A 25,601-nucleotide genomic window follows, 5' to 3' on the forward strand; every position below is an offset into this window, starting at 1 on the left:
TTAACTCTCCTCCCTGACTTCAATGGGTATTTTCCTTGTAATCTTTAATTTTATTTCATTTTCTATAAGTTCTAAGGTTTTCTTATCCTTCGGGTCCACAAATAAATATGCATATCCTTTTCCTCCAGCTCTACCAGTTCTTCCTATGCGATGAATATAGGCTTCAGAATTTTCAGGAATATCATAGTTATATATATGAGTTACTCCAGTGATATCAAGACCCCTAGCAGCTACATCAGTAGCAATTAAGTATTGAATATCACAATTTCTAAATGACTTCATTATTCTTTCTCGTTTTGATTGAAGTATATCCGAATGAAGCTTTTCACAATTGTATCCTCTTCTGTGTAATGCCATATCTAGATCATCAACTCTTCTTTTAGTTCTACAAAAAATTATAGCCATAAATGGATTAGTCTCATCCAAGATTCGACATAGATCATCCTGTTTCCTTCTATCAGTGGTCTCTATAAGATATTGTTCAATATTTTTGAGAGTTACTTCTTCTTTTTGAATCACTACTATTTTTGGATCATTAGTATATCTATATGCAAGTTTTTTTACATCTGAACTAATAGTTGCCGAAAAACAAAGGGTTTGCCTATTTTTCGATGTTTCTTTAATAATAGTCTCAACTTCATTTTTAAAACCCATCAAAAGCATTTGGTCAGCCTCATCTAAGACTAAAATTTTTAATTTGCTTAAGTTAATTGTGCCTCTTTTCAAATGATCTAATAGTCTTCCTGGAGTTGCTATTATTAAATGAATATTCCCTTTTAGTTTTTTTAGCTGCCCGCCTATATCTTTACCACCATAGGCAGCTAATATATTTAAATCTTTTGCTTCTTTTAACTTAATAGCTTCTTCAGTTATTTGAATAGCCAGCTCCCTTGTAGGTGTTACAATTAATCCTTGAATTGCATCCACATGAGGTGACATCTTCTCAAACATTGGTAGAAGAAATGCAAGGGTTTTTCCAGTTCCTGTTTGTGCTTCTGCAATAACATCTTTCCCATCCATTATCAAAGAAATACTTTCCTGCTGGATTGGAGTTGGCTCACTAATTCTTTGTGCTTTAAGAATACTTAATATTTCATCACTAAGTCCTAAATCTTTAAATTTTTTCATTTTGTTTACCTTTCTACTCTAAAATATCCCAAATATTTAGTAGGTCTTATAAGTATATCAAAGATTTACTTCTATAAAAAGCATTATCCATTAAATATAAATTTATACTAAATAAAATAAAAAAACTAACTTATATAAACTTATAAATTAGTATTCTTTATGTGAAGATTCTAATTTAAAAATTTAATATAAAAGGAGTTGTCGACAATGGCTGGATTAGTACCTTTCAATAAGAAAAAAGGTGACTTACTAAACACAGGTTTCAAGGACTTCTATAATATGCTGGATGACTTTTTCACAGATAATTGGCCATCTAGAAGGAGTCTGGAAAGAGATACCTTTAAAGTTGATGTGCAGGAAAAAGATAATGAATATTTGATTGAAGCAGAACTACCTGGAGTTAAGAAGGAAGAAGTAAATGAGCAGAAGCATTTACTTAGCTGATGCAAAGACAGAAGATATTAAAGCAAAACTTGATACCGGAGTTCTTTCTATAAACATACCAAAAGTTCCAAGCACAAGTAATGCTAAAAAAATTGATATTGAATAATGTTTCTAATTTGCATTTTGCATTGCATATATTAGAGCACATGGGAAATCCCACGTGCTCTTTATTATAGAAATCAACAATCTCTTAAAACATAGCTATTTAAACAAATAATTCTGGTTCTCTTCTATCAGCAAATTCAATTTCTAATTCAACTTTATGTCTTAAGTAATCTTCATCATCGTAATACTTTGCATTAGTTGGACACTTTTTAACGCAAGCCCCACATTTAATACAAATTCCATCTAATTTAGTTACATCATCATAGTTTATAGATCCCATAGGACACACCTTAACACATAACTTACAATCAGTACACTGACTATTTGTCTTAGGCGTAACCCTCCTAATATCAACAGGAATACCTTCTTCATTTTTAGGCACATAATATTTCATGTATGGCTTGTTTCCTTTTACAATAATAGCATCAAGCTTATGTTCAATTTCAATTTTATTATATATTTGATCCCCAAAATTAGCTACAATGGACATGTCTTTTTCGTCAGGTCTGTTTTTAGCAAGAATTTTAGAAAATGAGTGTTCTCCAATAAATGCTCCTGCTGCAATAACCTTAAAGCCATCCAATTCAAGAATATCTTTTAATTCTATTAAGGCGTCATCATAATTTCTATTACCATAAACAACTACAGCTATTGCTAAAGCTCCATTTCCTCTAATAAAATTCAAATACTTTAATAGTACATTTGGAACTCTACCTGCAATAACAGGTGTCCCTAAAACAACTATATCTTCTTCAGTAAAAGCAAGTTCTTTTTCTCTTTCATGTGGCAAAGTAAAATCAAATTTACTAATTTCAGTTCCAGCCTTCATATCCTGTGCAATTTTTTCTGCAATTCCCTCTACTACTTTTCTAGTTGTATCAGTGGCACTAAAATATACTGCATTTATTTTTTTATCCATAATTATGTAGCCCCCTAATATATAAGTTACAAATACAATTTATTAAATACATTATATCATAAATTTTATGTATGTATAAATAAAAAAAGAGCACCTATATGGGTGCTCCTGCAAATACTACGCTAATCATTTTATATAAAATTTATTGTTTACTTCCTACAGTGCTCCTATCTATCTAAATATTTTTAAGGAACAACAAGTACTACAGTTTCTGCATCTTTAACTACCTTACTTGTTACTGATCCTAACATCCTTGATAATCCTTTTTTATTTGACTTAGACATAATTATCATGTCAAACTTATCCTTCTTTGCTTTTTTCACAATTCTATCTGCAGCATAGCCTATGTCAATAAATTTTTCCACATTAAAGTCTTCAATTTCTTCTAATGCCTTATCTAATATTGGCTCATATCCTTCTTTTAGAGCTTTAATTGATGAGACTGTGGTGCTGAAATCTTGATTTATTACAATCTCTCTAACCTCATCACCATTAGCATTTCTAGCCTTAGGCATATCATCTTGCTCTAACATTTCACCAGTGATAATAATTTCTGCTACATACATCAAAGTGACATCAACATTATCTGCATTGAAAAGCTTCTTTAACTGTCGAAGTGAGTGCATACTAGTTTCTGTTCCATCAATTGGTACAAGAACCTTCATTTTTTTCAATTATAACACTTCCTTCCACTATACTAGCATTAGTTTTATAGATCTAATACTATATAGTATATCTTCGACAAATTATGTTTTTTTCCTTCTTTTTTTAGAGCTATTTTTATATTTTCTCCATAAGAAAATCCTGATACCTTATTAAATAAAGTACCAGGATTTCCGGTTTTACAGATATATATTTGTATCTGTTTTATAACATAGGTCTTCCTAAAGATACTACCTTTATAGAACAAATGTTAAATTCAAAGAACATAACAATCTAAGTTGCACTAATATAGATAGCTTATTACCTTATTATAATCTTTCGACTATAATAAAGCAGGTCACAACCTATAATAATGGTTTCCTCGACTATATAGCATATATGATAAACCTTATAAAATCTTTCGACCTTATAAAACCTATTTCAATACATTATATAATCTTAACTCGACCCTATACCATAAGTTTCAACCTCATTATAATAAGCTTATTTTTCAAAGCCTACTATAATAAAGCTTTACCTCACAGTATACGATCTTCTCTCTGACCTTATATAAACCTGCATAGATCTATATAAGATCTTTGACCGACTTATATACACCCTAAAACCTTAAGAGCATATATAAATCTTGGCTCAACTGTCATGTCCCTTATGCTATTATTGTGTCTTTTTGTAGAAATGTTATTCAATAATTCAGTAAATAATTTTGGATTAAAATTTTGTAATATTACCAATATTTCATCATAGTATTTATTAATAATAATTAATATTGGAGGATGAAATAATGGACTATGAAAATATTATGCAGGCCATAAATGACGTAAACCAGAGACTAGAATGTGAATTTAGTACATGGAATATAACTGATGACTCTTACATAATTGAAGAATGCATATGGATTATTAAAGGATTAGAGACGAAACGTAATAATTTATTTATTCAAGCAAAAAAACAAAACATTTCTATTGACGCTCCATTTGGCATCTCATCCATTGAAAATCAAAAGTTATAAGCAAATTTCTTAAACATACTACAGTTTATATGATAATTCATTTAATATCTAATTTTCGCCATAAATTTCCATAAAATCATCAGAAAAAATTAACATTATGTTATATAATGTAACTAGTTATCATAAATTACTATTAAGGTTTATTATAATTAATTTAACAAAATATAGCTTGATGTATAGGAGTTGGTTTCTAAATGATGTGGAAAGATAAATATAAAGTTGGTGTATCCCTAATTGATACTCAACATGAAGAATTATTTAAGCGTGTATCTGAATTTATTGAAGCAGTTCAAAGTAATGATAATTGGGAAGCTAAACTTGATAAAGTAAAAGAAACTATGGTTTTTATGCAAGAATATGTTGTAATTCATTTCAACGCTGAAGAAGCTTATCAAGAAAAAATAAACTATCCCGATATAGAAAACCACAAAAAAATTCATAGGGATTTCAAAAAAATGATTACGGACTATATAGCCGTATTGAAACAAAATGGCTATCCAGAAAAAATAGTACAAGAACTAGGCGGCAAGCTTATGGCTTGGTTGATAATGCACGTGGCTAAAACAGATCAACAAATTGGGGAATACGTAAAAAGCCAAGGAGGGGAAATCTAATGAAAGCGGAATATGTAAATTCTTTCTTTCAAGCAACTAGAGATGTATTTCGCTTAATGCTTGATTTAGATATAGAGAGAGGAACTTTAGCTTTAGTAGAAGGTATGGTTGGCAGTAAGGATGCCAATGTTATCCTTGGTGTAACCGGTGATCTAAAAGGATCAATTCTTTTTAGTTTTCCAAAAGCCATGACTTTGGAAATGATAAAAATAATGTGCGGAATGGAAATGCAAGTAATAGATAGCTTTGTATCCTCTGCTCTAGGTGAAATAGCTAATATTATTGGCGGTAACGCATTGACACTTTTAGCTTCTAATAACTACATATGTGATATTGTGCCTCCTCAAATTTTTGTAGGTGAATACAAATCTTATTCTATGGCTAATGAAAAAACTTTACTTTTACCACTTAATACCAAAATAGGTACCTTAGACATATACATATTCTTAAAAGAAAAGTAGCTTAGAAACTTTTCGGACAAGTTGTATTGGGAAAAGTAAGTAAAATTATATGCTGTCATTTAATAAAGGTATAGTCTATTTTATAATAGCTATACCTCTTTTATATTACTTATTTCTATTTAAATATAGAATTTCTTCTTTTTCTGTTCTCTTTAATCCCTTAAATACCAAATCATATGATATATCGATAAGCATTTTTATAGTCTCATCATCTATTGAACCATCTATTTCTACAGTATTCCAATGAACCTTATTCATGTGATATCCTGGTTTTATTGCTTTGTATTCACGCCTAAAATCTTCAGCCATCAAAGGATCACATTTTAGATTCACCTTTAATTCTTTTTCATTAATATTTGTAAGGACAAACATTTTGCTGCCTACCTTAAATACCAATGTTTCATTATCAAAAGGAAAATCTTCGTAAGCTCCCTTCTTATTTAGGCAATATTTCTTTAATTCTTGGAAATTCATCACTAAACCCCTCTCCTTCCATTTGTATATATTATACAAAAAAGCTATGCTGTATCATATATACAAATAGCTCTTTTGTTTTCTCCTTTCGACCGTGCCTTCCACCTACTAATACTACTTAATCTTAATATTTATAGGTTTAAGCAATCCTTTATTGGCATATTCTACTTTTAATTTTAATATTTCTGGGGGAGTTTTAACATTAAAAATATTAACTCCACTTGTTATGAATTCTTCACCAGTTTTTAAGTCCTTATTATCACTAGAATATTGCCTATCAAACTTTTCATACTTATGATTTTTTTCATCTGTGATTTCAGAATAAGCAACGCCTCCAAAATTGCCTCCTGGTAAATTACTCATTTGAAGGATTTCTTTATCTTTAACTTTAAATACTACATTATAGCTTTTTTCATCACCTGAATTTTCAAATCCACTGTACATAAGTTCCATATCAAACCCACAATTGTCTATAATTTTTTTATTTTTTATATCTACTGTTACATACATGTCTTTTTTTAGGTATAAAAAGTGCCCCATCAGCCTTAAAATTCAGTGTCTTTGTTTGAGTAAAGTAGGTGCTTTCACAAATCATAGTTATTTCTGAATCATCTACTGATCCCCATCCACCTCTCATCTTATATTCTAAACCTCTGTCGTCTACAAGTCTTGCATTAACAAATCCTATAAATTTATAATTCTTATTACTTCTAAGATCAAGTTTTATTTCTCCACTAGTAGGATAAACTGTACACTCTTTCATAAGTATATTAACTTGACCTATATGGATGTTTTTATTTATTAGATAATAGTAAGGTTCTCTGTTGGCAACCTTACTATCAATATTAAAATTGATTGTCCACTCTCCATCTATCGCATCATTTTTGTAAACCTGCCCTTTATAGTAACCCTCCTGCAGTTTTCTTATTTTAATAGTTAAACTTTCAGGAATTTCTGACATTTCATGAAAGGCAACTGATATTATCCCTTCTTTTTTCCCTGTATTTTTAAAACTTTCATCTGGTGAACTACTTGATTTGATAGTATACATAAGATTTTCATTTTCGTAATCTATTATCTCAAAGGCATCCTTCTCCATATAAAGATTTAGGTCATTATAGCTCTTATCTGTTGTCTCTATTGCATAGGCAATTATTATATTTTTCTTATCAATATTTTAAGAGCCTTATGAATATAATTTTTCACATTGCTTTCCGTACATTCCATTACCTCTGCAACTTCCGATATTTTAAGATTATTATAATACTTCAATATAATTACTGTTTTGTATTTTCCCCGAAGCTTATCTACTGCATTATAAAGATCAATTTTAAGTGATGAATCTTGAAGTACATATTCAGTATCATAATTATCATTTAATAAAATTACCTTCTTTCTGTATCTTAATAAATCCACAGAAGCATTAATAAGAATTTTTGTAAGCCATGTATTGAAAAAGTTAGGATTCTTTAATTTTTTTATTGATAAATATGCATTGTAAACTGTTATATCAACTATTTCTAATGCATCCTGTTGATTTTTAATATAGAGAAATGCAGTTCTATATAGCATGTCTTTTCTGCCTTCAATAAGTTCAATAAAAGATTGCTTATCTCCATTAACTGCTTTCTCCATTAGGTCTGAATAATTCTTCAAAAGCTTTACCTCCTCTTTACCTTTTACACCCATTAGACGTGGTAATAGAATAAAAGTTTTTTGTAGTACAAATTTCTAATCAATAACATCCTTTCAAATATTATAATGTATTATTTAATTAAATTAAATATTGGTATATAATATATTTAATAACAAAAGGAGGATTCAACATGGAAAAACTATTTAAATCTTTAAGTGTTTGCTTTATTCTTACACTATTCTTTAGTAATACAACTTTTGCTATTAGTGAAAGTGGATCAAAATCCTTTGATAAAAGAATAAATATAGACCCAACTAAACAGTGGTTAATAAAATTAAGTCTTGAATTAGATTCTAATAGTATTAAAGATAATATTAGTGTGCTTGATAAAAATCATAACAAAGTAGATGTAACTACCGCCATAGATAAAGACGGAAAATCAATTATTGTACAAGCTCCCCAAGGAGGCTACAAGTATGGTGAAACTTACTCTTTAGAAGTAAAATCTTCTGCTAATGGCATTAAATCAAACTCTGGTAAAGTTCTGAATCAAGATGCAGTAATGCAATTTACTATTAAAGATGACCCAAATACAAAGGTTGTAGATGAAATTAGAGGAAATACTTCTGGAAACCTAAACAATAGTGGAAAAATGATTCAAGTTGGTGATTGGATTTATTTCAATGGAGTTATTTACAATAAAGATATTCAAGGATTTTATAAAATGAAGCTGGATGGATCTTCTAAAACCTTATTAAATGATGATGATCCATATGACATTAATATAGTAGGCGATTGGATTTATTACTATGATTTTAAAGATGATGTATTTTACAAGATGAAAACTGACGGTTCAAATAAAAGTAAATTTATTGAAGATAATGGATCAAATTTAAATATTGTAGATGGGTGGGCATATTACATAAGCTTTAATAAAGACACTTATGAACATGTATGTAGAGTAAAATTAGATGGATCTTCCAAAACTAGTGTCTCTCAAAAAAGAGCATATTACTATGATGTATATAATGGATGGGTATATTTCTCATATGTCTATGATAACTCTCTTTATAAAGTTAAGTCTGATAGAACCGGACTGTATAAGATTGCTGACAATGCTAATGAAGTAATGGTTTCAAAGGGATGGATTTATTATACATCTATGTCTGATACAGATAATACTAGCCTTTACAAAATTGATACTGATGGAAACAATAAAACAAAGCTTTCAGATAACAATGTATACAATATCAATATTATAGGCGATTATATATATTATATTAGGTTTAGCAATGAAAATAATGATAGGATTCTAAGCAGAATAAAAGTAGATGGTTCAGAGGAAAAAGCTATTGATAACTCAGGAATATACTTTTTCTATTCTTCAGGTCAATGGATTTACTGCCAATCTTATGAGAAAAAAAATTTTAAATTGAAGTTAGACGGCACTGAAAAACAGTCGCTATACATGCCACAAGAAGATGTCAGAGGAAATACTGGTGGTAACAAGATCAATTATGGTAGAATGGCTAAGAGCGGTGATTGGATTTATTACGGTGCTCCAAATTCAGATGAATTCTATAAAATGAAAACTGATGGAAGCTCTAAAACCTTACTTAATAAAGACAATCCAGCAAGTATAAATGTTTTAGGAGATTGGATTTACTACAATAATCAAAATGACCTGGGACTTTATAAGATGAAAATTGATGGCACTAGCAATACAAAGATAATGGACGAAGAGGTTATGGATGTTTTGGTAGTTAATGATTGGATATACTATCTTAGCCTTTCTTATGATGGTCAAGAATATCTTTGCAAAGTTAAATTAGATGGAACTTCAAGAACAGTACTTAATGTCGGAAGAACTTTTGATTACGATGTATCTGAAGGATGGGTATATTATAACGTATATGATGATAGCACTGGTTTATATAAGGTTAAAACTGATGGAACTGGAAAGACTACTCTACTAGATGAATTACAACCAACTAAGCTAGAAGTCTCAAATGGATATATTTATTATTATGATAGATCCGATCAAGACAGATTATACAAAATCTTAATTAATGGCAATGAAAAACTTAAATTAACTAATAATAATGTGTCTAAGCCGAATGTAATAGGAGACTATGTATATTACATTAACTATGCTTTAGATTCGAGCCAAAGAGTACTATATAGAGTCAATATTGATGGTACTGGAGATAAAGCTTTAGATAATACAGAAATAAACACTATAATTTCTGCTGGAGAATGGATTTATTGCTATGGTTATAATGGCATCATGTTTAAAATAAAACCTGATGGAACAGGCAAGCAATATATTGAGTAAATTTAGTTTCTTATTAATCTCTCTAATAAAAAAGCTACGCTATTAAATTAAACATGCGTAGCTTTTTCCCTTTTTATAGTGGCATTTAGTCTTTTCTCCGGTGCCTGTCACCTTTAACGCTTTACTACAGTAAAAAATTATTTATTGCGTAGGCAATACCAGAATTATCATTTGATTTAGTAACATACTTTGCCACCACTTTAATATCTTCAACGGCGTTTTCCATGGCTATAGGCATACCAACACACTGAAACATCTCCATATCGTTGTAATTGTCTCCGAAGGCAATAACTTTATTTAGATCAACTGCTAGCTTTTCTGATAATACTTTTAGTGCATTTCCTTTAGAAATATCAGAAGCCATTATATCAAGTAAGCCATTCATTGAGCTTACTGCAGTTAGACTGCTATATTTTGAGTACTTCTTTTCCATTAGTTCAACTTCTTCATGATCCTTGCAAACCAATAAGATTTTTAAAGTTTCTATATGATCTATAATTTCAACATTTTCTTTATCAATATACTCTATAGGTAGTTGCATATCATCTGATAGGATTTTATTAAGGTTTTCAAATTTTTTAATTCTAGGATTATTTTTATCTGAATATACAGTATCCGTTGTATATATTAAAAAACTTATGCTACGATCCATGCAATAGTCTATTATTTCTCTTACAGTGAATTTGTCAATAATCTTTGAATATAGTATTTCTCCTGTTTTAATATTTCTAATTAGTCCACCATTACAGGATATAACATGTCCCTTTAAATCTAATTGCTTAACAAACCGCTTTACCATTAGATCAAGTCTTCCTGATGCGATAATTACTTCAGTTCCATCTTGTTGAAGCTTTTTTAATGCTGCTTCATTTTCTTCTGATATAGTATCTTTTGAATTCAATAGTGTCCCATCCATATCACATACGCACCACTTATATTTAGTCAATTGTATCTTCTCCTGTCCATCATATTATAATTTTATTTTTTCTTTAGTTGAGTATAACCTTAACTACAATTATAGCATTCTAAAAGTCTTATTAAAACAGTGAATGGTAAGCTTTTTTGCATGTTACTTTGATGAGAATTTTTTCAAGTATTCTGCTGCTGAACGATTCATTTCTAAAGCAAAGTCTGACATGTATTTACGATTGCAAAAGGCTTTAATATTTTCATTAGTATTTCTATTTTCAAAGTCCTCCTTCTCATATCTGGACTTATGCATCTCTGTATGTTCTTCTTTAGTAAGCCTATGATATTTATTTTCAAATACTATGTATTTATCGTCAAAGCGTGCTGGCTTCTTTCTATTCTTTTGAGATTCTACTGGATAACCATAAACCACCATGGCAGCTGGTAATACATAATCAGGTAATGCTAATAGCTCTCTTACAGATTCACAATTTTCTATTATATCACCAATATAGCAGCTTCCTATTCCTAAGGACTCTGCTACTACAACTGTATTTTGAGCAGCTATTATAGCATCAGCACAAGCAAGTAAAATATCTCCTTCTCCTGGCTTCCTAGGATTACAGCCTTCATAGTAAAAGGAATCATACCATCTTTGATAATCTGCTAGAAATATAAGAACTAAAGGTGCCCTAACAATAAATGGCTGATCATCGCATAACACTGCAAGTCTTTTCTTTGTTTCTTCGTCAGTAATATCTAGTATTGTGTAAAGCATCATGGCACCTGCCGTTGGTGCTTCAAATGCAGCATTCAGGTGCCTGGCACCTTATAAAAAAGAAAGCTGCTCCTTTTTATACTCTTGCTTATACGTTTTAATGATATCACTCATTTTATAGAGGATTCTTAATCTGCGGCATTCACCTTGAAACAAATTCCACAATTCTTTAGCTTTGGGAGAGCGGCATTCATAGGCATTTCCAAATTGCTTAATATACTTTTCTTTAGTGCCAGGAAAAAGCTCATCCAATTTTCTAAAATACCAATCCCTTTGATTTTGCCTTAAGGTCACACCGAAAGCAGGATATATAAAACGTGCTCCATTTTTATGGGCAAGCTCAATAATTCTCATAATATTATCCTGGTTGTCCTGAATAAATGGAAGCACTGGCATTAATAATATGCCTGTAAAAATGCCTACCTCTGTCAATTTTTTTATTGCAACGAATCTTTCTGAAGATAAGGCTGCATTTGGTTCGATTTTTTTACACATATTATCATCAGCAGTAGTTATGGTTATCTTTACCAAAACTGGAGAATGTGAAGAAATCTTTTTTAAAACATCTACATCCCTTTCAATTAAATTGCTCTTGGTTGCAATAGATACCCCAAAACCATAACGGTGAATAAGCTCTAGGGCACCTCTTGTTAGCTTAAGTTCCTTTTCAAATGGATTATACGGATCACTCATTGCCCCCATTCCTATTACACCAATTTTACGTTTGGATTTCAGATCACGTTCAATTAAGGCAAGAGCATTTTCTTTTGTCCTTACCTCATCAAAATTTTCTATATGATAACATTCACTGCGGCTATCACAATAAATGCACCCATGACAGCAGCCTTTATAAATATTCATATTGTAGTTATTTCCAAACCAAGAGTTATTTTCACTATATCCCGAAACTATTGTTTTCGCCTGAATAAATTTCATTTTATTTTCCCTCAGCTTCTACCTTAAACCTTAGTACTGTTTTTAACTTTTCAGGCTTTGTTTTTCGTGGGTCTGAAAGGTATATCTCCCTATGAGTAAGATGTGTTCTTCTATATCCGTTATCTTTACAGAACTGTTCCATCATCTCAAAGCTCGCTGGTTCATCGTCATAGCTTCCTATATGAAGCATTTGGCAGCATAAACCTTCTGATATTGTACCAAATTCTAATTTATCAAGGTAAATATTTGGCTTTTTCCTTTTAGTTTCATATAAAAAGCGTTCAAATAATTCAGGAGTTAAAAAATCTGGCTGACGTATCATAATTTTATATTTTAAATTATTTTTATCTGTATGAGATAAAGTCTTATCTATCAGATCCCATACTCCCTCTAATGGAAATACTGTGTAATCATAATATCCAGCTGGAACATTATCGATTTTGTAGGACATCTTAACCGCATAAGTTAAACTGTATAATGCAGCAGTAGCAAGAGCAAATTCTTCGCCATTTGGATTTCCTTCTCCCTCAAGCATAATGAAATTCATAGCTGGAACTGTTATTATCACTGGACTTTTCTTTGGCAAATATAAGTCTTTAAATACTTTTTTATAATCTACCTTTTCCATTATAAATACCTCTTTTCGTGTTTTAATAAAATTAGTATAGCAGTTGTAACTTGACAACTGTGTGTCATATTATAGATACTTTTTCAAGCCTTCTTCAAATTTTCTTTTTATAATTTCCCTAATATACTTTGGCTCCAAAACCTCTGCATAATTCCCATATGACAGCACATATCCATAAACCCACTCATCCTCTGGGAAGGTCATAGTAACAGTAAAACTTCCATCTAGATTTTTTAATATATCCTTTTCATCAAACTCGTCATAAATTCTATATGCCATGCGCTCTTCAATTTTTAATATGACTTTTATCATTTTATTATTGTAGTCTTCTGTAGTACTCCAACTATATTTTGGTACTTCTCTTATAAATGTCTCATTGGAGCAGCTTAGATTTTTCATTCTAGTAACTTTGAATATTCTAAAATCACCTTTATCCTTACAAAAACCATAGACATACCAGCTTTGTCCTTTAAATAGAAGTTTCATTGGCTCTATAGTTCTTTCTGTTATTTTCCCATAAGAACTAAAGTAATTAAAAGAAACAATATTTCTATTGAGTATTGCTGTTTTAAGTAAGTTGAACTTGTCAATATTATCTGAGTTGCTGCCCCATTGAGTTAAGTCAACTTCAATCCAATTTGTATTCTTCTTATGAAACATGGTAGAAAGCTTTTTGAGCACCGGTTCTACATCTACAGCATTTAGAGCATTAAATCCTTGTAGTGAGGATAAAATATCAATTTGTTCTTTTTCTGAAAGCATAGATTTGTTAATCACAAAGTTGTCCAGCAAACTAATGCCTCCACCTTTGCCCTTATTAGTGTAAATAGGTATACCTGCTGCACTTAGCGTATCTATATCACGATAAATGGTTCTCTTTGAAACCTCAAAATGCTCAGACAATTCTTTAGCCGTTACTATCTTTTTATCAAGTAAAATATATATAATTTCTAGAAGTCTATTAATTTGCATATTCCATCACCTATGTTCATTTTATCATATAAACATGACAACGTTATGTCATATTATGGTTATATATAAAAAGCAAAATTCCAGCAGCTATATTAACAACTACTGGACATGTCTTTAGAGTTCTTTAAGTACCTCTTCAATTTTACTAAATACATAATTATAATACTCATTCCCATGAGGAACAAAATCGTCTAATTTAAGATATTTTTTCACGGGATTACTTTGTCCATGCTCATCATATTCAATTCCTTCTGATAAAACCTCATGTATATCTCCATTAAAAAGTTTTATAACGTCCTTTAATGGAATCTTAACAAGAGCGGTTAATTCATCTAGCTGAATTGTATACTCCTGTAGGGGCTTATCACTTATATATAGATATAACAAATTGAACTCTTTATCTATATAATTTTTATATCTAGTAACATTTTTTATGACCCCAAGAGGGATTAGCTTTTCAAAGGACACATCAATTCCTAACTCTTCCTTTAATTCACGAACTCCATCCTCTGTATCTTCATCATGCTGCAAATGACCGGCTGAACTTATATCATAAAGATTTGGGTTTGTATCCTTTTTAGGATGTCTCTTTTGAAAAAGTAAATAATATTGATCTTCTTCTTTTTTTACAATCCAACATTGAAAAGTTTTATGCCATAATCCCTTTAAATGTATTTCACTTCTTTCCGCTTTTCCTATATTATTTCCTTCTTCATCATAATAGTTAAGAATTTCATTATCACATTTATTCATCATGCTGATCTCCTACACTCTTTTTGCCCTTTTTACGCTGCCTTACACACTCTGTCAAAAGATATTCAATTTGTCCGTTTATTGAACGAAAATCATCTTCCGCCCAGACTACTAATTCCTGCCAAAGGGACGGTGATAATCGCAGCAATACCTGTTTTTTATCTTTTCCTTTACTATCCATTTATCACCATCCCACCTTTCTTTTATTAGTAAATAGATCCACTATTAACAATTGGTTGAGCATCCTTGTTGCCGCAAAGTACCACTAGTAAGTTGCTAACCATAGCTGCCTTTCTTTCCTCGTCTAAATGCACAACATCATTTTCATTTAACTTTGAAAGTGCCATTTCCACCATACCAACTGCACCTTCTACTATCATTTGTCTTGCGTCAATAATTGCTGAAGCCTGTTGTCTTTGAAGCATTACTGCTGCAATCTCAGGCGCATAAGCTAAGTGTGTTATTCTTGCCTCTAAAATTTCAAGACCAGCTATTTCTACCTTTGATTGTATTTCTGCTTTTATTTTTTCTGCTATTTCTTGGCTGCTGCCTCGTAGTGATTTTTCATTATCTTCACTAGATGCATCATAAGGGTAGAGCCTAACAATATTTCTAAGAGCAGAGTCACATTGAATAGATAGATATTCAGTATAGTTATCCACATTAAATACTGCCTTTGCAGTATTCACAACCTTCCAAATAACAACTATTCCAATTATTATAGGATTTCCTAATTGATCATTTATCTTTTGCTTATCATTATTTAATGTCATAGCTTTAAGAGAAATTTTTTTATTTACTAATCCTACGTTTGCTGTATGCACTGTGTTCTTTCCAGCAGCAGTGGGATGTTCAATCGCAATTGCACCAGTTGATGTTGCTGAAGTTGCTGGATTTACAGCAGTAACGAAAGGATTTACAAAGAAAAATCCTTCTCCTTTTAGTGTACCATAATACTTTCCGAAAAATGTAAGCACAAGTGCTTCGTTAGGTTTTAACACTTTTAAACCAGCAAAAAGAATTGGACCTACTATTAAAAAGTATAGAGCACTTACAATTATTAAAATTACTGGTAGGGCAATACTATGGCTTTTATTTACAAGAATGATTCCAAAAACAAATCCAACCACAGAAAGAATCATAAGAGTAATATTTAGGAGTAAAATTGCCATACCATTTTTAGCTTTTAGTTCAATTTCTTCAGAATGAAGTTGCTTTTCTTTTGTATTTATAATATCTGACATTTTAGAACCCCCTTTGTATTTTTATCAATTAATTATTATTATGATATTATTTTAATATCACTTTTATATTATTCCTAAATGAAATATTTGTCAATACTATGTCCTTAAAAAATAAAAAAAGAGGAAGTACTTTTTAGCAAGTTTTCAATACCACCTCTTCTATACCTATCTTGAAATAGATCTTTTTTCAATATCCTTTAAATCCTTCACTATGTCAATAAAATCATCACTTTCCCTAATTAAATCAAATTCTTCTCCTTCAAAAATCTTAAACATATTTTCATATAGATTCATTGTTATTGTACGTTCTCCATCTTTTATTTCATTAAAGCACCAAACATCATTAAATTTTCCTGGCCTATTTATATCATTTCTTTTCATATCTTCTATCATTTTCTTTAGCATCTCAATAGCTTTTTCTTTTTCATTAAATTTTAAATAGCTTTGTGCAAAATTAAGGTACTCAGTTGAAAGCCCTATTACTGAAGCAGCTTCTGGGAGAAATGCTTCTTTAATTTTAATAGATAAATTATAATATTTCTCTACTAAAATTAGATTTTTTTCATTCTTACTATGTGAATTTGCTAATGCCATACAAATCAGTGATATATCATGTATACTCTTATAAAGCTTACTTTGAAACAGCTCTCTACCCTTTTTAAGTTCATTTTTCTGAATATAAATACTTGCAAGAATATCATTGGGGTCGCACTGACTTTTATTAATCTTATTTAAAGCCTCAATCGCCTTATCCTCTTCTCCAATCCCTGAATATAAAGCACCTAGCTGAAACAAAGCTGCCTCCACCAGCTCCATTTTGCTGCAGTTTTTAGCTAAATCTTCAAATAATTCAATGGCATAGACTATCATATTCATGTATTCCTCTTCCCCTTTTCCTTTCCATGAATACATAGTAAATAAAAAACCTATTCTAAGTTTTAATAAATAGCTTCCTGGATACTTTAATACATAGTTTTTGCTCAAATCTATAGCCTTTTCTAGATCACCAGTGCTAAATTCAGCTTCACACTGACTAAATATTTTCATAACCTCTCCATCAGAGATTTCAATGTTATAGTTCAAAAGCATATCTATTGATACATTAAAAAATGTTGCAAGAATAGGCAGCAAAGTTATATCCGGATATGAAATTCCGCTTTCCCACTTTGAAACTGCCGCTGTTGAAACACCTATAAAATTTCCTAATTGATCTTGAGTTATATTTTTTTCTTTTCTTAATTTAAAAATCACTTCACCTATTGGTAATTTATCCATAATATATCACTCCATAGTTTTATTTGAGGCCCCATGAATAAAGTATACCTTAATTCAACTCTATCACCAATGGATGCATAGTTGAATATTAGAGTTAAAATTTAACCGTTAGTTAAGTTTTTATTCCTTTATATGTTAACTATGCTAAAATGTATTTAGACTGAATATTAATATTTTAAATAAATCCGCCTATCCTAATATAAGGAGTGTAAACTAGATGAGTATAATAGATTCTACTAAAATTTTTAAAGGAAACATTATTTTCACACCAACTCCTAATGAATTTTTTACTATAGAGAATGGCTATATAGTAATTGTTAATGGTAAAGTAAAAAATGTATATAAAATATTACCTGAAGAATACAATGATTTTAAAATAATAGACTACAGTAATAAATTGATAATTCCTGGCATGAATGATCTCCATGCCCATGCCCCTCAATTTAGACACCTTGGAATGGCAATGGATAAAGAACTGCTTCCTTGGCTAAATGATTATACCTTTCCTGAAGAGTCCAAATTTAAAGATTTAGATTATAGCAGAAATGTTTATGAAAGATTTATTAAAGAAGTTTGGAAGCAAGGTACTACTAGAATAGCAGTATTTGCAACTATTCATAAAAATGCATCAATGGATTTAATGGAGCTTTTTATTAAATCAGGTCTAGGAGCATATGTAGGTAAGGTTAACATGGACTTAAACTCTCCTCCTTATCTATGTGAAACATCAGAAGATTCACTTATGGATACAGAAGAAATAATAGTTAAATATAAAGATAAATCCCCTATTGTAAAGCCAATAATTACTCCAAGATTTGTACCCACTTGTAGTAGTGAACTTTTGAAGGGGCTTGGAGAATTAAGTATAAAATACAAGGTATCCGTTCAATCCCATCTTTCAGAAAATAAAAATGAAATAGCCTGGGTAAAAGAACTTCATCCAACCTCAAACTTTTATGGAGAGGTTTATAATAAATATAATCTTTTGGGTCAAAGTCCAACTTTAATGGCTCATTGCAGCTTTTCTTCAAGAGAAGAAATGGCTTTAATGAAAGAAAATAATGTGATTGCCGTTCACTGCCCAAGCTCTAATTTAAATGTTGGAAGCGGCATGATGCCTATTAGAAAATTCCTTGATAATGATATAAGAGTTGCCTTTGGCTCTGATATAAGCGGAGGCCATACCTGCTCTATCTTCAAAACCATGATATATGCCATTCAAGTATCCAAGCTGTTTTGGGCAAATTCCAATAAAGAAATTCCATTCCTTTCTAATTCTGAAGCTTTTTATATTGCTACAAAAACTGGCGGCAGCTTCTTTGGAAAGGTAGGAAGCTTTGAAGAAGGTTACGATTTTGATGCTCTAGTTATTGATGATTCTGAACTTAATTATTTTAACTACTCCTTAGAAGAAAGACTTGAAAGATTTATTTATGTTGGAGATGATAGACACATTCTTCATAGATATGTTTGTGGTAACTTAATAGAAGAACCCAGAAGTTTAATCCAATTATAGGATATATATTTTGCAGCTCTGCATACTTCTGTTGAATTATACTTAAAAACATTATAAAATGTTACTAATACAGAACTAATAGTACTATGTCTTTGTAGATTTATTTCTACAATGTATATAATCATAGTATTGCGTCTATTTTAATTATCTAAGGAGGATCACAATGGAAAAGTCAAAGGTATATTTTACGGATCTAAGAACTAAGCCAGGTTTTAATTTATTAGACAAGCTTGAGAAATTAGTTAAGACTGCAGGTATTGAAAACATTGATTTTAATAATAAATTTGTAGCAATAAAAATTCACTTTGGAGAACCAGGAAACTTAGCTTATATAAGACCTAACTATGCTGCAAAAATAGTAAAGGTTATTGAAGCTCTAGGTGGGATACCTTTTTTAACAGATTCTAATACTTTATATACTGGAAGAAGATCAAATGCAGTTGACCATTTAACTGCTGCCTTTGAAAATGGCTTTAATCCATTAACAGTTGGCTGTAATATAATTATTGCTGATGGCCTTAAGGGTACTGAATATAGAGAAATCGAAGTTAATGGCAAGCACTGTAAAACTGCAAAAATAGGTTCTGCCATTGCTGATGCTGATGTAATAATCTCTATGAATCATTTTAAAGGTCATGAAATGACTGGATTTGGTGGAGCTATAAAAAACCTAGGTATGGGTTCTGGTTCAAGAGGTGGAAAACTAGAAATGCACTCTGCTTCACAACCTAAGATTAAAGAGAAAAAATGTGTAACCTGCGGACAATGTGTAAAGAGCTGCTCTCAAAAGGCTATAAGCTTTAACGAAAATAGAAAAGCTTCTATAGACTACATCAAATGTATAGGCTGCGGTCAATGTGTTGCTGTATGCCAGTTTAACGCAGCACAGGTTATATGGAATGAGTCAGCGGATACTGCTAATGAAAAAATTGCTGAATACGCTTATGCAGTTATAAAGGATAAACAAAATTTTCATATAAATTTCATAATGAATGTTTCTCCAGATTGTGACTGCTTCAACTCAAATGATATGCCAATTGTACCTGATATAGGGATAGCTGCTTCCTTTGATCCTATTGCTCTAGATATGGCTAGTGTTGACTTAGTAAATAAAGCTCCAATTATGCTTGGATCAAAAATGACTGATCACCATTATCACGAAGGGGAAGATAAATTCAATCATATTCATTCAAATACAAATTGGGAAACTGGTTTAAAGCACGGTGAAGAACTTGGTTTTGGTTCTCTTGACTATGAATTAGTAAGAATTTAAGATTTTAAAAATTTCAAAAGGCACAGCCTTTATCTTAAGGTTGTGCTTTTTTACTAATAAGCAATTAACTACAACTATGAACTTTATAAACATTATTATCTTTTTATAGATAAAACTTCAATTGACTTACTTTGCACCCTATAGTAAACTATAAAGAGACTTAAAATACAATAGAGACAGTTCGTTTGAACCATCCTGTCTATAAACAAAACTAGGTCATACTACCGAGTTAGGTAGCTTTTTTTGTTTAGGGCACTTTGTGCCCTTTTTTATTTTTATTAAATATTATCGGGAGAAAATAAAGTGAAAAAAATAGGATTAACAACAACAGTACCAATAGAAGTTCTTATTGCAGCAGGATATACTCCAATAGATTTAAACAACATTTTCATAACCTCAAAAGAGTATACAAAATATATAGATATGGCTGAAAGAGATGGATTTCCTAAAAGCATGTGTGCTTGGATTAAAGGAATTTATGGAGCATGTCTTCAAAACAATATAAAAGATATTGTTGGTGTCATGGAAGGTGATTGCTCTAATACTAAAGCTCTTATTGATGTATTTAAGTTAAAAGGAATTAATATCCATCCCTTTTCCTTTCCTCACAGTCATAAGAAGGAGGATGTAAAAAAGGAAATAAACAAATTTATGGATATATTTCAGGTAGAGCTTGAAGAAGTTGAAATAATTAGGGAAAAGCTAAACTCTCTAAGACAATTAGCAAAGGAAATTGATGAACTTACCTATAAACAAAACAAAGTCAGCGGCTTTGAGAATCATCTATATCAAGTAAGCCTCAGTGATGCTAACGGTGATATGTCCGCCTTTGAAGCTGACCTTAAAAAGGCACTTAAGGACATGAGGAAAAGACAACCTGTAGTAAAAAAAATCAGATTGGGCTATATAGGAGTTCCTCCTATGACTGGAGATATATATGAATTTGTTGAAAAATTCAATGCACATTTTGTATATAATGAGGTCCAAAGAGAATTTGCCTTTCCAAGAGCAGATATTGCCTCAAATATTTATGAACAGTATTACGATTATACTTATCCTTATGATATGGAATATAGAATTAAAGAACTAGAAAAACAAATTAAAGAAAGAAAATTAGATGCAATCATCCACTACACTCAGGCTTTTTGCTATCGTTCAATAGATGATATTATCTTAAAAGAAAAGCTTAATATTCCTATATTAAATATTGAGGGAGATAAATTAAATACTCTAGATGCTAGAACTAAGCTTAGATTAGAAGCTTTTCTTGATATGCTGCTAGATTTAAAGGAGAGTAAAGAATGAGAGTACTTGGCATAGATCTTGGAAGTAGAGAAGTTAAGATTGTCTTAATGGAAAATAATAAAATAATACAAAAACAGAAAGTCAGTACCATGAGCTTTTACAAGGATTACTGTAATTTTCACGGCAAAATTGTTGTGGATTTAGAAAAGCTAAACTTAAAAGAAATTGACAAGGCTGTATCTACAGGCTATGGAAGAAACAATACTGATTTAAAGTTATTTACACCAATTAATGAGATAAAAGCTCATGTCTATGGAGCAATTTATCAAACTCAGTTAAAAGATTTTATACTCTTAGATATAGGTGGGCAAGACCTTAAGGTTATAAAAGTAGAAAAAGGAATTACTACTGATTTAGAACTTAACGAGAAATGTGCTGCCTCCTGCGGTAGATATTTAGAAAATATGGCTAATGTCCTTGAAATATCTATTGATGAAATGAGTAAGCACTCAGAAAACCCTGTGGAATTAAATTCAACCTGTGCAGTATTTTCCGAGTCAGAGTTAATAGGTAAGATAGCTGAAGGTATCTCTATTGAACGTTTATGTGCTGGGGTAAACTATTCTCTATATAAAAGACTTCATCCTCTAATAAGTAAATTTAAAGGAAAGAATTTAGTTTTAACTGGCGGTGTTGCCAGTAATACTTCAATAAAAAATTTTCTAAGAAGAGATTATGAAAATATTGTACCTATTAGTGAGCCTCAATTTAACGGAGCAATTGGCTGCTGTTATTTTGGTAGCAAGATTTTAAAGTAAATTAACATAAGGAGGCATTTACATGTATATTTTAAAAACAGAACACTACTTTGATAGTGCTCATTTTCTTGCTGACTATGAAGGAAAATGCAGCAACATCCATGGACATAGATGGAAGGTAGAAATTGAAATACAATCGGAAACATTAGAAAAAGGCGGTCAGCTTGATGGTATGATAGTTGACTTTGGAGATTTTAAAGAAGATGTTAAAGCTATGGTGGATTATTATGACCATGTGTTGATTATACAAAATGGAACCTTGAGAAAAGAAACATTGAATTGTCTTATGGAAGATGGATTTAATTTAATAAGTGTAGATTTTAGACCTACAGCTGAAAATTTTGCAGCCTTTTTCTTTAATACTATGAAAAACAAAGGATACAACGTAAAAAGAGCTACAGTTTTTGAAACCCCTGCTAACAGTGCTGTATATGAAGAAAGTGAGGCAAACTAAATGAATTTTAAGATAGTTGAAAAGTTTGTTAGCGTCAACGGAGAAGGCCCACTATGTGGTCAGTTAGCCGTATTTATAAGATTTTCAGGCTGCAATTTGAACTGCAGTTACTGTGATACAGCTTGGGCTAATAAAATAGATATACCTTATGAGTTAATGACTGATAAAGATATCTATGACTATATAAAATCAACTGGGATTAAGAACATAACTTTAACTGGAGGAGAACCCCTGATTCAAGAAGGAATAATAGAACTGTTAAAGAGACTTTCTAAAGATAGAGAACTTCATGTTGAAATAGAAACTAACGGCAGTGTTATTTTTGACAAATTTTCTCACATTGAAAATCCACCTAGCTTTACTATGGATTATAAGCTTCCTTCTAGTAATATGGAGAATAAAATGGCACTAGATAATTTTAAATATTTATCTAAAAAAGATACAGTTAAATTTGTATCCGGGAGCATTGAGGATTTAGAAAGAGCTAAAAATTTAATAGATACCTATTCCCTTGTGGATAGAACTAGGTTATATATAAGTCCAGTCTTTGGAAAAATATCTATGGATAAAATTGTAGAGTTTATGAAATATAATAAAATGAATGGAGTTAACCTTCAGCTACAGCTTCACAAGGTTATTTGGGATCCAAAAAAGAGAGGCGTATAAATTATGGCAATAGATATAAAATCAATCGAAGAACATATTAGAGGTATTTTAATAGCTTTAGGAGATGATCCTGATAGAGAAGGACTAAAAGATACCCCTAATCGTGTAGCTAAAATGTATGAAGAAGTCTTTAAGGGAATGTGTTATACCAATGATGAAATTGCTGAAATGTTTAATAAAACCTTTGAAGAGGATTTATTATTAGATGAAAACCCTCAGGACATGGTGTTAATAAAAGACATAGAAATATTCAGCTATTGCGAACACCATTTAGCCCTAATGTATAACATGAAGGCAGCAGTAGCATATATTCCAAATAAAAAAATCATTGGTTTAAGCAAAATTGCAAGAATAGCTGATATGGTAGGTCGCAGGCTGCAGCTTCAAGAAAGAATTGGAGCAGATATAGCAGAAATAATGCAGAAAATAACTGACTCAGAGGATGTGGCTGTTATTATAGAGGGTGAACATGGCTGCATGACTACAAGAGGTATACAAAAACCAGGTACAAAAACAATATCCACAACCTTTAAAGGAAAATTTATTACTGATTCAATGTTGAATAATAAATTATTAACTCTTTACAAATAAAATTAAATGGATGGTGAAATAAAATTATGAATAAAGAAAAGGCAGTAGTAGTTTTTAGCGGAGGTCAAGATAGTACAACTTGTTTATTTTGGGCAAAAAAGAAGTTTAAAGAAGTTATAGCAGTTTCTTTTGATTATAATCAAAAGCATAAATTAGAATTAGAGTGTGCAAAAGACATATGCAAAAAGCATAAAATAGAACATCATATTCTAGATTTAAGTTTACTAAATCAATTGGCACCAAATTCATTAACTAGACAAGATATTAAGGTGGATACTTCTGCTCCTGTGAATGGTGTTCCTAATTCCTTTGTAGATGGTCGAAATATGTTATTCTTAACCTTTGTTGCAGTATTTGCAAAGCAGCGAAGAATAAATACAATTATAACTGGAGTATCTCAAAGCGACTTCAGCGGATATCCAGATTGTAGAGATGTGTTCATAAAATCCCTAAATGTTACATTGAACTTAGCTATGGATTATCAATTTGAAATTTTAACACCTTTAATGTGGATTAACAAAGCAGAAACATGGAAAATGTCTGAGGATTTAGGAGTACTTGATATAATTAAAGAAGAAACCTTGACATGCTATAACGGTATTAAAGGCAACGGCTGTGGAGAATGCCCTGCTTGTAAATTAAGAAAGCAAGGATATTTAGAGTTTAAAAAATATAAAAAATAGTTATCCTATTACACACTCCTCATATATTATAGAAGAAATATTAACTATTTTATGATATATTATTATTGCGAGGAGGGATTTTATGAAGGGCAAAAAAAGTATAGTATATTCCATTTCTAGCAAAATGATTTTTATGATTATAGGTGCCGCTCTCTACTCAATTGGACTAGAGATATTTTTAATACCAAACAAAGTAATTGATGGTGGAATTGTTGGTATATCAATAATGATAAGTCATTTTACTAGTGTTCCTCTTGGAGTACTTACTTTCGTACTTAATCTTCCATTCTTTATTTTCGGGTATAAACATATCGGAAAAACCTTCACCCTATCAACCCTTTTTTCAGTAATATGCTATTCAATAGGAGTATCTGTTCTTCATCCAATCCCTGGTGCTACACAGGATATTCTTTTAGCATCAGTTTTTGGTGGAATAATAATTGGTCTTGGAATTGGAATAATAATTCGTACTGGCGGATCAACTGATGGAACTGAGGTAATTGCAATTATTCTTGATAAAAGAATCAGTTTTTCTATTGGTCAGATTGTAATGTTTTTTAACTTTTTCATATTGACCTCAGCAGGATTTTTATTTGGCTGGGATAGAGCAATGTACTCTCTTATAGCCTATTTCATAGCTGTAAAAGTTATTGATATTATCGTAGAAGGTATTGATGAATCCAAGGCTGTAATGATTATTTCAGAGCAGCACAAAGAAATAGCTGAAGCTATAATGGACAGACTTGGTCGTGGTCTTACATACCTCGATGGTAAAGGTGGATACAAGGAGGTGGAGACCAACGTAATATACGTTGTTGTTTCACGTCTTGAAATTGCGAAAGTAAAAAATATTGTTCACGGCTTTGACGAATATGCTTTAATGACCATTGGAAATGTGGATGTTTCAGGAAAGAAATATAAAAAGAAACCTATCCATTAGTCTTACTACAATTTAGGAAGATTATTTTCTGCTCTTTATAGCTTATGGCTATAAAGAACTTATGCAAACTTTGGTTTGCATTTTTTTTATGCTTAAAATAGAAATATTTATAAAAATTACACCTATTATTTT

At 30.9% G+C, this 25,601-nt stretch carries 30 protein-coding genes and 1 pseudogene; 15 read left to right on the plus strand and 16 right to left on the minus strand.

Annotation, left to right across the window (positions count from 1 at the left end):
- Complete coding sequence (locus CLHOM_RS14470) at positions 1 to 1,128, minus strand: DEAD/DEAH box helicase (protein WP_052222393.1); 1,128 nt, start codon at positions 1,126 to 1,128, stop codon at positions 1 to 3.
- A gap of 207 nt (positions 1,129 to 1,335) precedes the next feature.
- Between CLHOM_RS14470 and CLHOM_RS14475 the strand changes: the two genes are divergently transcribed.
- Together CLHOM_RS14475 and CLHOM_RS18725 are read left to right on the plus strand one after the other, a co-directional pair.
- The gene (locus CLHOM_RS14475) at positions 1,336 to 1,572 is read left to right on the plus strand and encodes an alpha-crystallin domain-containing protein (RefSeq protein ID WP_052222394.1); all 237 of its coding nucleotides are present in this window, start codon (positions 1,336 to 1,338) and stop codon (positions 1,570 to 1,572) included.
- The gene (locus tag CLHOM_RS18725; RefSeq protein WP_242846786.1) at positions 1,547 to 1,678 is read left to right on the plus strand and encodes an Hsp20 family protein; all 132 of its coding nucleotides are present in this window, start codon (positions 1,547 to 1,549) and stop codon (positions 1,676 to 1,678) included. The genes CLHOM_RS14475 and CLHOM_RS18725 overlap by 26 nt, the downstream gene beginning before the upstream one ends.
- Before the next feature lie 99 nt (positions 1,679 to 1,777).
- Here CLHOM_RS18725 and CLHOM_RS14480 read toward each other — a convergent pair whose 3' ends face one another.
- On the minus strand, positions 1,778 to 2,596 hold the full coding sequence (locus CLHOM_RS14480; protein WP_052222395.1) for an EFR1 family ferrodoxin: 819 nt from the start codon (positions 2,594 to 2,596) through the stop codon (positions 1,778 to 1,780).
- A 185-nt stretch (positions 2,597 to 2,781) separates the two neighbouring features.
- Positions 2,782 to 3,261 carry a universal stress protein gene (locus CLHOM_RS14485; RefSeq protein ID WP_242846790.1) on the minus strand — a complete coding sequence of 160 codons (480 nt, stop codon included), beginning with the start codon at positions 3,259 to 3,261 and terminating at the stop codon, positions 2,782 to 2,784.
- A 779-nt stretch (positions 3,262 to 4,040) separates the two neighbouring features.
- Here CLHOM_RS14485 and CLHOM_RS14490 point away from each other — a divergent pair.
- The 3 genes from CLHOM_RS14490 (at position 4,041) to CLHOM_RS14500 (ending at position 5,343) form a co-directional block, all read left to right on the plus strand.
- On the plus strand, positions 4,041 to 4,268 hold the full coding sequence (locus tag CLHOM_RS14490; protein WP_052222397.1) for a hypothetical protein: 228 nt from the start codon (positions 4,041 to 4,043) through the stop codon (positions 4,266 to 4,268).
- A 194-nt stretch (positions 4,269 to 4,462) separates the two neighbouring features.
- Positions 4,463 to 4,882 carry a bacteriohemerythrin gene (locus CLHOM_RS14495; RefSeq protein WP_052222398.1) on the plus strand — a complete coding sequence of 140 codons (420 nt, stop codon included), beginning with the start codon at positions 4,463 to 4,465 and terminating at the stop codon, positions 4,880 to 4,882.
- Positions 4,882 to 5,343, plus strand: a complete 462-nt coding sequence (locus CLHOM_RS14500) for a chemotaxis protein CheX (protein ID WP_052222399.1) — start codon at positions 4,882 to 4,884, stop codon at positions 5,341 to 5,343. Before CLHOM_RS14495 ends, CLHOM_RS14500 begins: the two co-directional genes overlap by 1 nt.
- A gap of 105 nt (positions 5,344 to 5,448) precedes the next feature.
- On the opposite strand, the gene CLHOM_RS14505 is transcribed toward CLHOM_RS14500, so the two are convergent.
- The 4 genes from CLHOM_RS14505 to CLHOM_RS14520 all read right to left on the minus strand — a co-directional run bounded on the left by CLHOM_RS14505 (position 5,449) and on the right by CLHOM_RS14520 (position 7,473).
- Positions 5,449 to 5,817 carry an MmcQ/YjbR family DNA-binding protein gene (locus tag CLHOM_RS14505; protein ID WP_052222400.1) on the minus strand — a complete coding sequence of 123 codons (369 nt, stop codon included), beginning with the start codon at positions 5,815 to 5,817 and terminating at the stop codon, positions 5,449 to 5,451.
- A 114-nt stretch (positions 5,818 to 5,931) separates the two neighbouring features.
- Complete coding sequence (locus CLHOM_RS14510) at positions 5,932 to 6,270, minus strand: hypothetical protein (protein ID WP_139205651.1); 339 nt, start codon at positions 6,268 to 6,270, stop codon at positions 5,932 to 5,934.
- Between the two features lie 28 nt (positions 6,271 to 6,298).
- A complete protein-coding gene (locus CLHOM_RS14515; RefSeq protein WP_161803228.1) occupies positions 6,299 to 6,868 on the minus strand; it encodes a DUF5643 domain-containing protein in 570 nt (189 codons plus the stop codon).
- A gap of 104 nt (positions 6,869 to 6,972) precedes the next feature.
- A complete protein-coding gene (locus tag CLHOM_RS14520) occupies positions 6,973 to 7,473 on the minus strand; it encodes a sigma-70 family RNA polymerase sigma factor (RefSeq protein ID WP_161803229.1) in 501 nt (166 codons plus the stop codon).
- Between the two features lie 170 nt (positions 7,474 to 7,643).
- On the opposite strand from CLHOM_RS14520, the gene CLHOM_RS14525 reads away from it, so the two are divergent.
- Positions 7,644 to 9,788, plus strand: a complete 2,145-nt coding sequence (locus tag CLHOM_RS14525; protein ID WP_052222404.1) for a DUF5050 domain-containing protein — start codon at positions 7,644 to 7,646, stop codon at positions 9,786 to 9,788.
- A 124-nt stretch (positions 9,789 to 9,912) separates the two neighbouring features.
- Here CLHOM_RS14525 and CLHOM_RS14530 read toward each other — a convergent pair whose 3' ends face one another.
- The 9 genes and pseudogenes from CLHOM_RS14530 to CLHOM_RS14570 form a co-directional block, all read right to left on the minus strand.
- Positions 9,913 to 10,734, minus strand: a complete 822-nt coding sequence (locus CLHOM_RS14530) for a Cof-type HAD-IIB family hydrolase (RefSeq protein ID WP_052222405.1) — start codon at positions 10,732 to 10,734, stop codon at positions 9,913 to 9,915.
- Positions 10,735 to 10,857: 123 nt separating this feature from the next.
- Positions 10,858 to 11,514, minus strand: a pseudogene (locus tag CLHOM_RS14535) (nitroreductase family protein); the annotation flags it as partial.
- A gap of 12 nt (positions 11,515 to 11,526) precedes the next feature.
- The gene (locus CLHOM_RS14540; protein ID WP_052222406.1) at positions 11,527 to 12,411 is read right to left on the minus strand and encodes an SPL family radical SAM protein; all 885 of its coding nucleotides are present in this window, start codon (positions 12,409 to 12,411) and stop codon (positions 11,527 to 11,529) included.
- Between the two features lies 1 nt (position 12,412).
- The gene (locus CLHOM_RS14545; RefSeq protein WP_052222407.1) at positions 12,413 to 13,039 is read right to left on the minus strand and encodes a GyrI-like domain-containing protein; all 627 of its coding nucleotides are present in this window, start codon (positions 13,037 to 13,039) and stop codon (positions 12,413 to 12,415) included.
- Positions 13,040 to 13,108: 69 nt separating this feature from the next.
- A complete protein-coding gene (locus CLHOM_RS14550; RefSeq protein ID WP_052222408.1) occupies positions 13,109 to 14,011 on the minus strand; it encodes a helix-turn-helix transcriptional regulator in 903 nt (300 codons plus the stop codon).
- Positions 14,012 to 14,125: 114 nt separating this feature from the next.
- A complete protein-coding gene (locus CLHOM_RS14555; RefSeq protein ID WP_052222409.1) occupies positions 14,126 to 14,764 on the minus strand; it encodes an NUDIX hydrolase in 639 nt (212 codons plus the stop codon).
- Positions 14,757 to 14,945, minus strand: coding sequence for a type II toxin-antitoxin system antitoxin (locus CLHOM_RS14560; protein WP_052222410.1), 189 nt, complete (start codon positions 14,943 to 14,945; stop codon positions 14,757 to 14,759). The genes CLHOM_RS14555 and CLHOM_RS14560 overlap by 8 nt, the downstream gene beginning before the upstream one ends.
- Before the next feature lie 25 nt (positions 14,946 to 14,970).
- Complete coding sequence (locus CLHOM_RS14565) at positions 14,971 to 16,008, minus strand: SPFH domain-containing protein (protein WP_052222411.1); 1,038 nt, start codon at positions 16,006 to 16,008, stop codon at positions 14,971 to 14,973.
- Positions 16,009 to 16,173: 165 nt separating this feature from the next.
- A complete protein-coding gene (locus CLHOM_RS14570) occupies positions 16,174 to 17,283 on the minus strand; it encodes a helix-turn-helix domain-containing protein (RefSeq protein ID WP_052222412.1) in 1,110 nt (369 codons plus the stop codon).
- Between the two features lie 217 nt (positions 17,284 to 17,500).
- Between CLHOM_RS14570 and guaD the strand changes: the two genes are divergently transcribed.
- The 9 genes from guaD to CLHOM_RS14615 all read left to right on the plus strand — a co-directional run bounded on the left by guaD (position 17,501) and on the right by CLHOM_RS14615 (position 25,469).
- Entirely contained in the window at positions 17,501 to 18,799 is a 1,299-nt protein-coding gene (gene guaD / locus CLHOM_RS14575) for a guanine deaminase (RefSeq protein WP_052222413.1), read from the plus strand.
- 163 nt (positions 18,800 to 18,962) lie between these two features.
- Positions 18,963 to 20,072 carry a DUF362 domain-containing protein gene (locus CLHOM_RS14580; protein WP_052222414.1) on the plus strand — a complete coding sequence of 370 codons (1,110 nt, stop codon included), beginning with the start codon at positions 18,963 to 18,965 and terminating at the stop codon, positions 20,070 to 20,072.
- A 303-nt stretch (positions 20,073 to 20,375) separates the two neighbouring features.
- Entirely contained in the window at positions 20,376 to 21,377 is a 1,002-nt protein-coding gene (locus CLHOM_RS14585) for a 2-hydroxyacyl-CoA dehydratase family protein (RefSeq protein WP_052222415.1), read from the plus strand.
- Positions 21,374 to 22,135, plus strand: coding sequence for an acyl-CoA dehydratase activase (locus CLHOM_RS14590; protein ID WP_052222416.1), 762 nt, complete (start codon positions 21,374 to 21,376; stop codon positions 22,133 to 22,135). Before CLHOM_RS14585 ends, CLHOM_RS14590 begins: the two co-directional genes overlap by 4 nt.
- A 22-nt stretch (positions 22,136 to 22,157) precedes the next feature.
- Positions 22,158 to 22,589 (plus strand): 6-carboxytetrahydropterin synthase QueD, encoded by a 432-nt coding sequence (queD, locus tag CLHOM_RS14595; protein ID WP_052222417.1) that lies wholly within the window; start codon positions 22,158 to 22,160, stop codon positions 22,587 to 22,589.
- Positions 22,590 to 23,255, plus strand: coding sequence for a putative 7-carboxy-7-deazaguanine synthase QueE (gene queE, locus CLHOM_RS14600; protein WP_052222418.1), 666 nt, complete (start codon positions 22,590 to 22,592; stop codon positions 23,253 to 23,255). It abuts the gene before it with no gap.
- Between the two features lie 3 nt (positions 23,256 to 23,258).
- A complete protein-coding gene (folE, locus tag CLHOM_RS14605) occupies positions 23,259 to 23,846 on the plus strand; it encodes a GTP cyclohydrolase I FolE (RefSeq protein ID WP_052222419.1) in 588 nt (195 codons plus the stop codon).
- A gap of 26 nt (positions 23,847 to 23,872) precedes the next feature.
- Positions 23,873 to 24,529, plus strand: coding sequence for a 7-cyano-7-deazaguanine synthase QueC (gene queC, locus CLHOM_RS14610; protein ID WP_052222420.1), 657 nt, complete (start codon positions 23,873 to 23,875; stop codon positions 24,527 to 24,529).
- A gap of 82 nt (positions 24,530 to 24,611) precedes the next feature.
- Positions 24,612 to 25,469, plus strand: coding sequence for a YitT family protein (locus tag CLHOM_RS14615; protein WP_052222421.1), 858 nt, complete (start codon positions 24,612 to 24,614; stop codon positions 25,467 to 25,469).
- The last annotated feature ends 132 nt before the right edge of the window (positions 25,470 to 25,601 follow it).

It is taken from the genome of Clostridium homopropionicum DSM 5847 (assembly GCF_001263795.1).
GTDB classification, from domain to species: Bacteria; Bacillota; Clostridia; order Clostridiales; family Clostridiaceae; genus Clostridium_H; species Clostridium_H homopropionicum.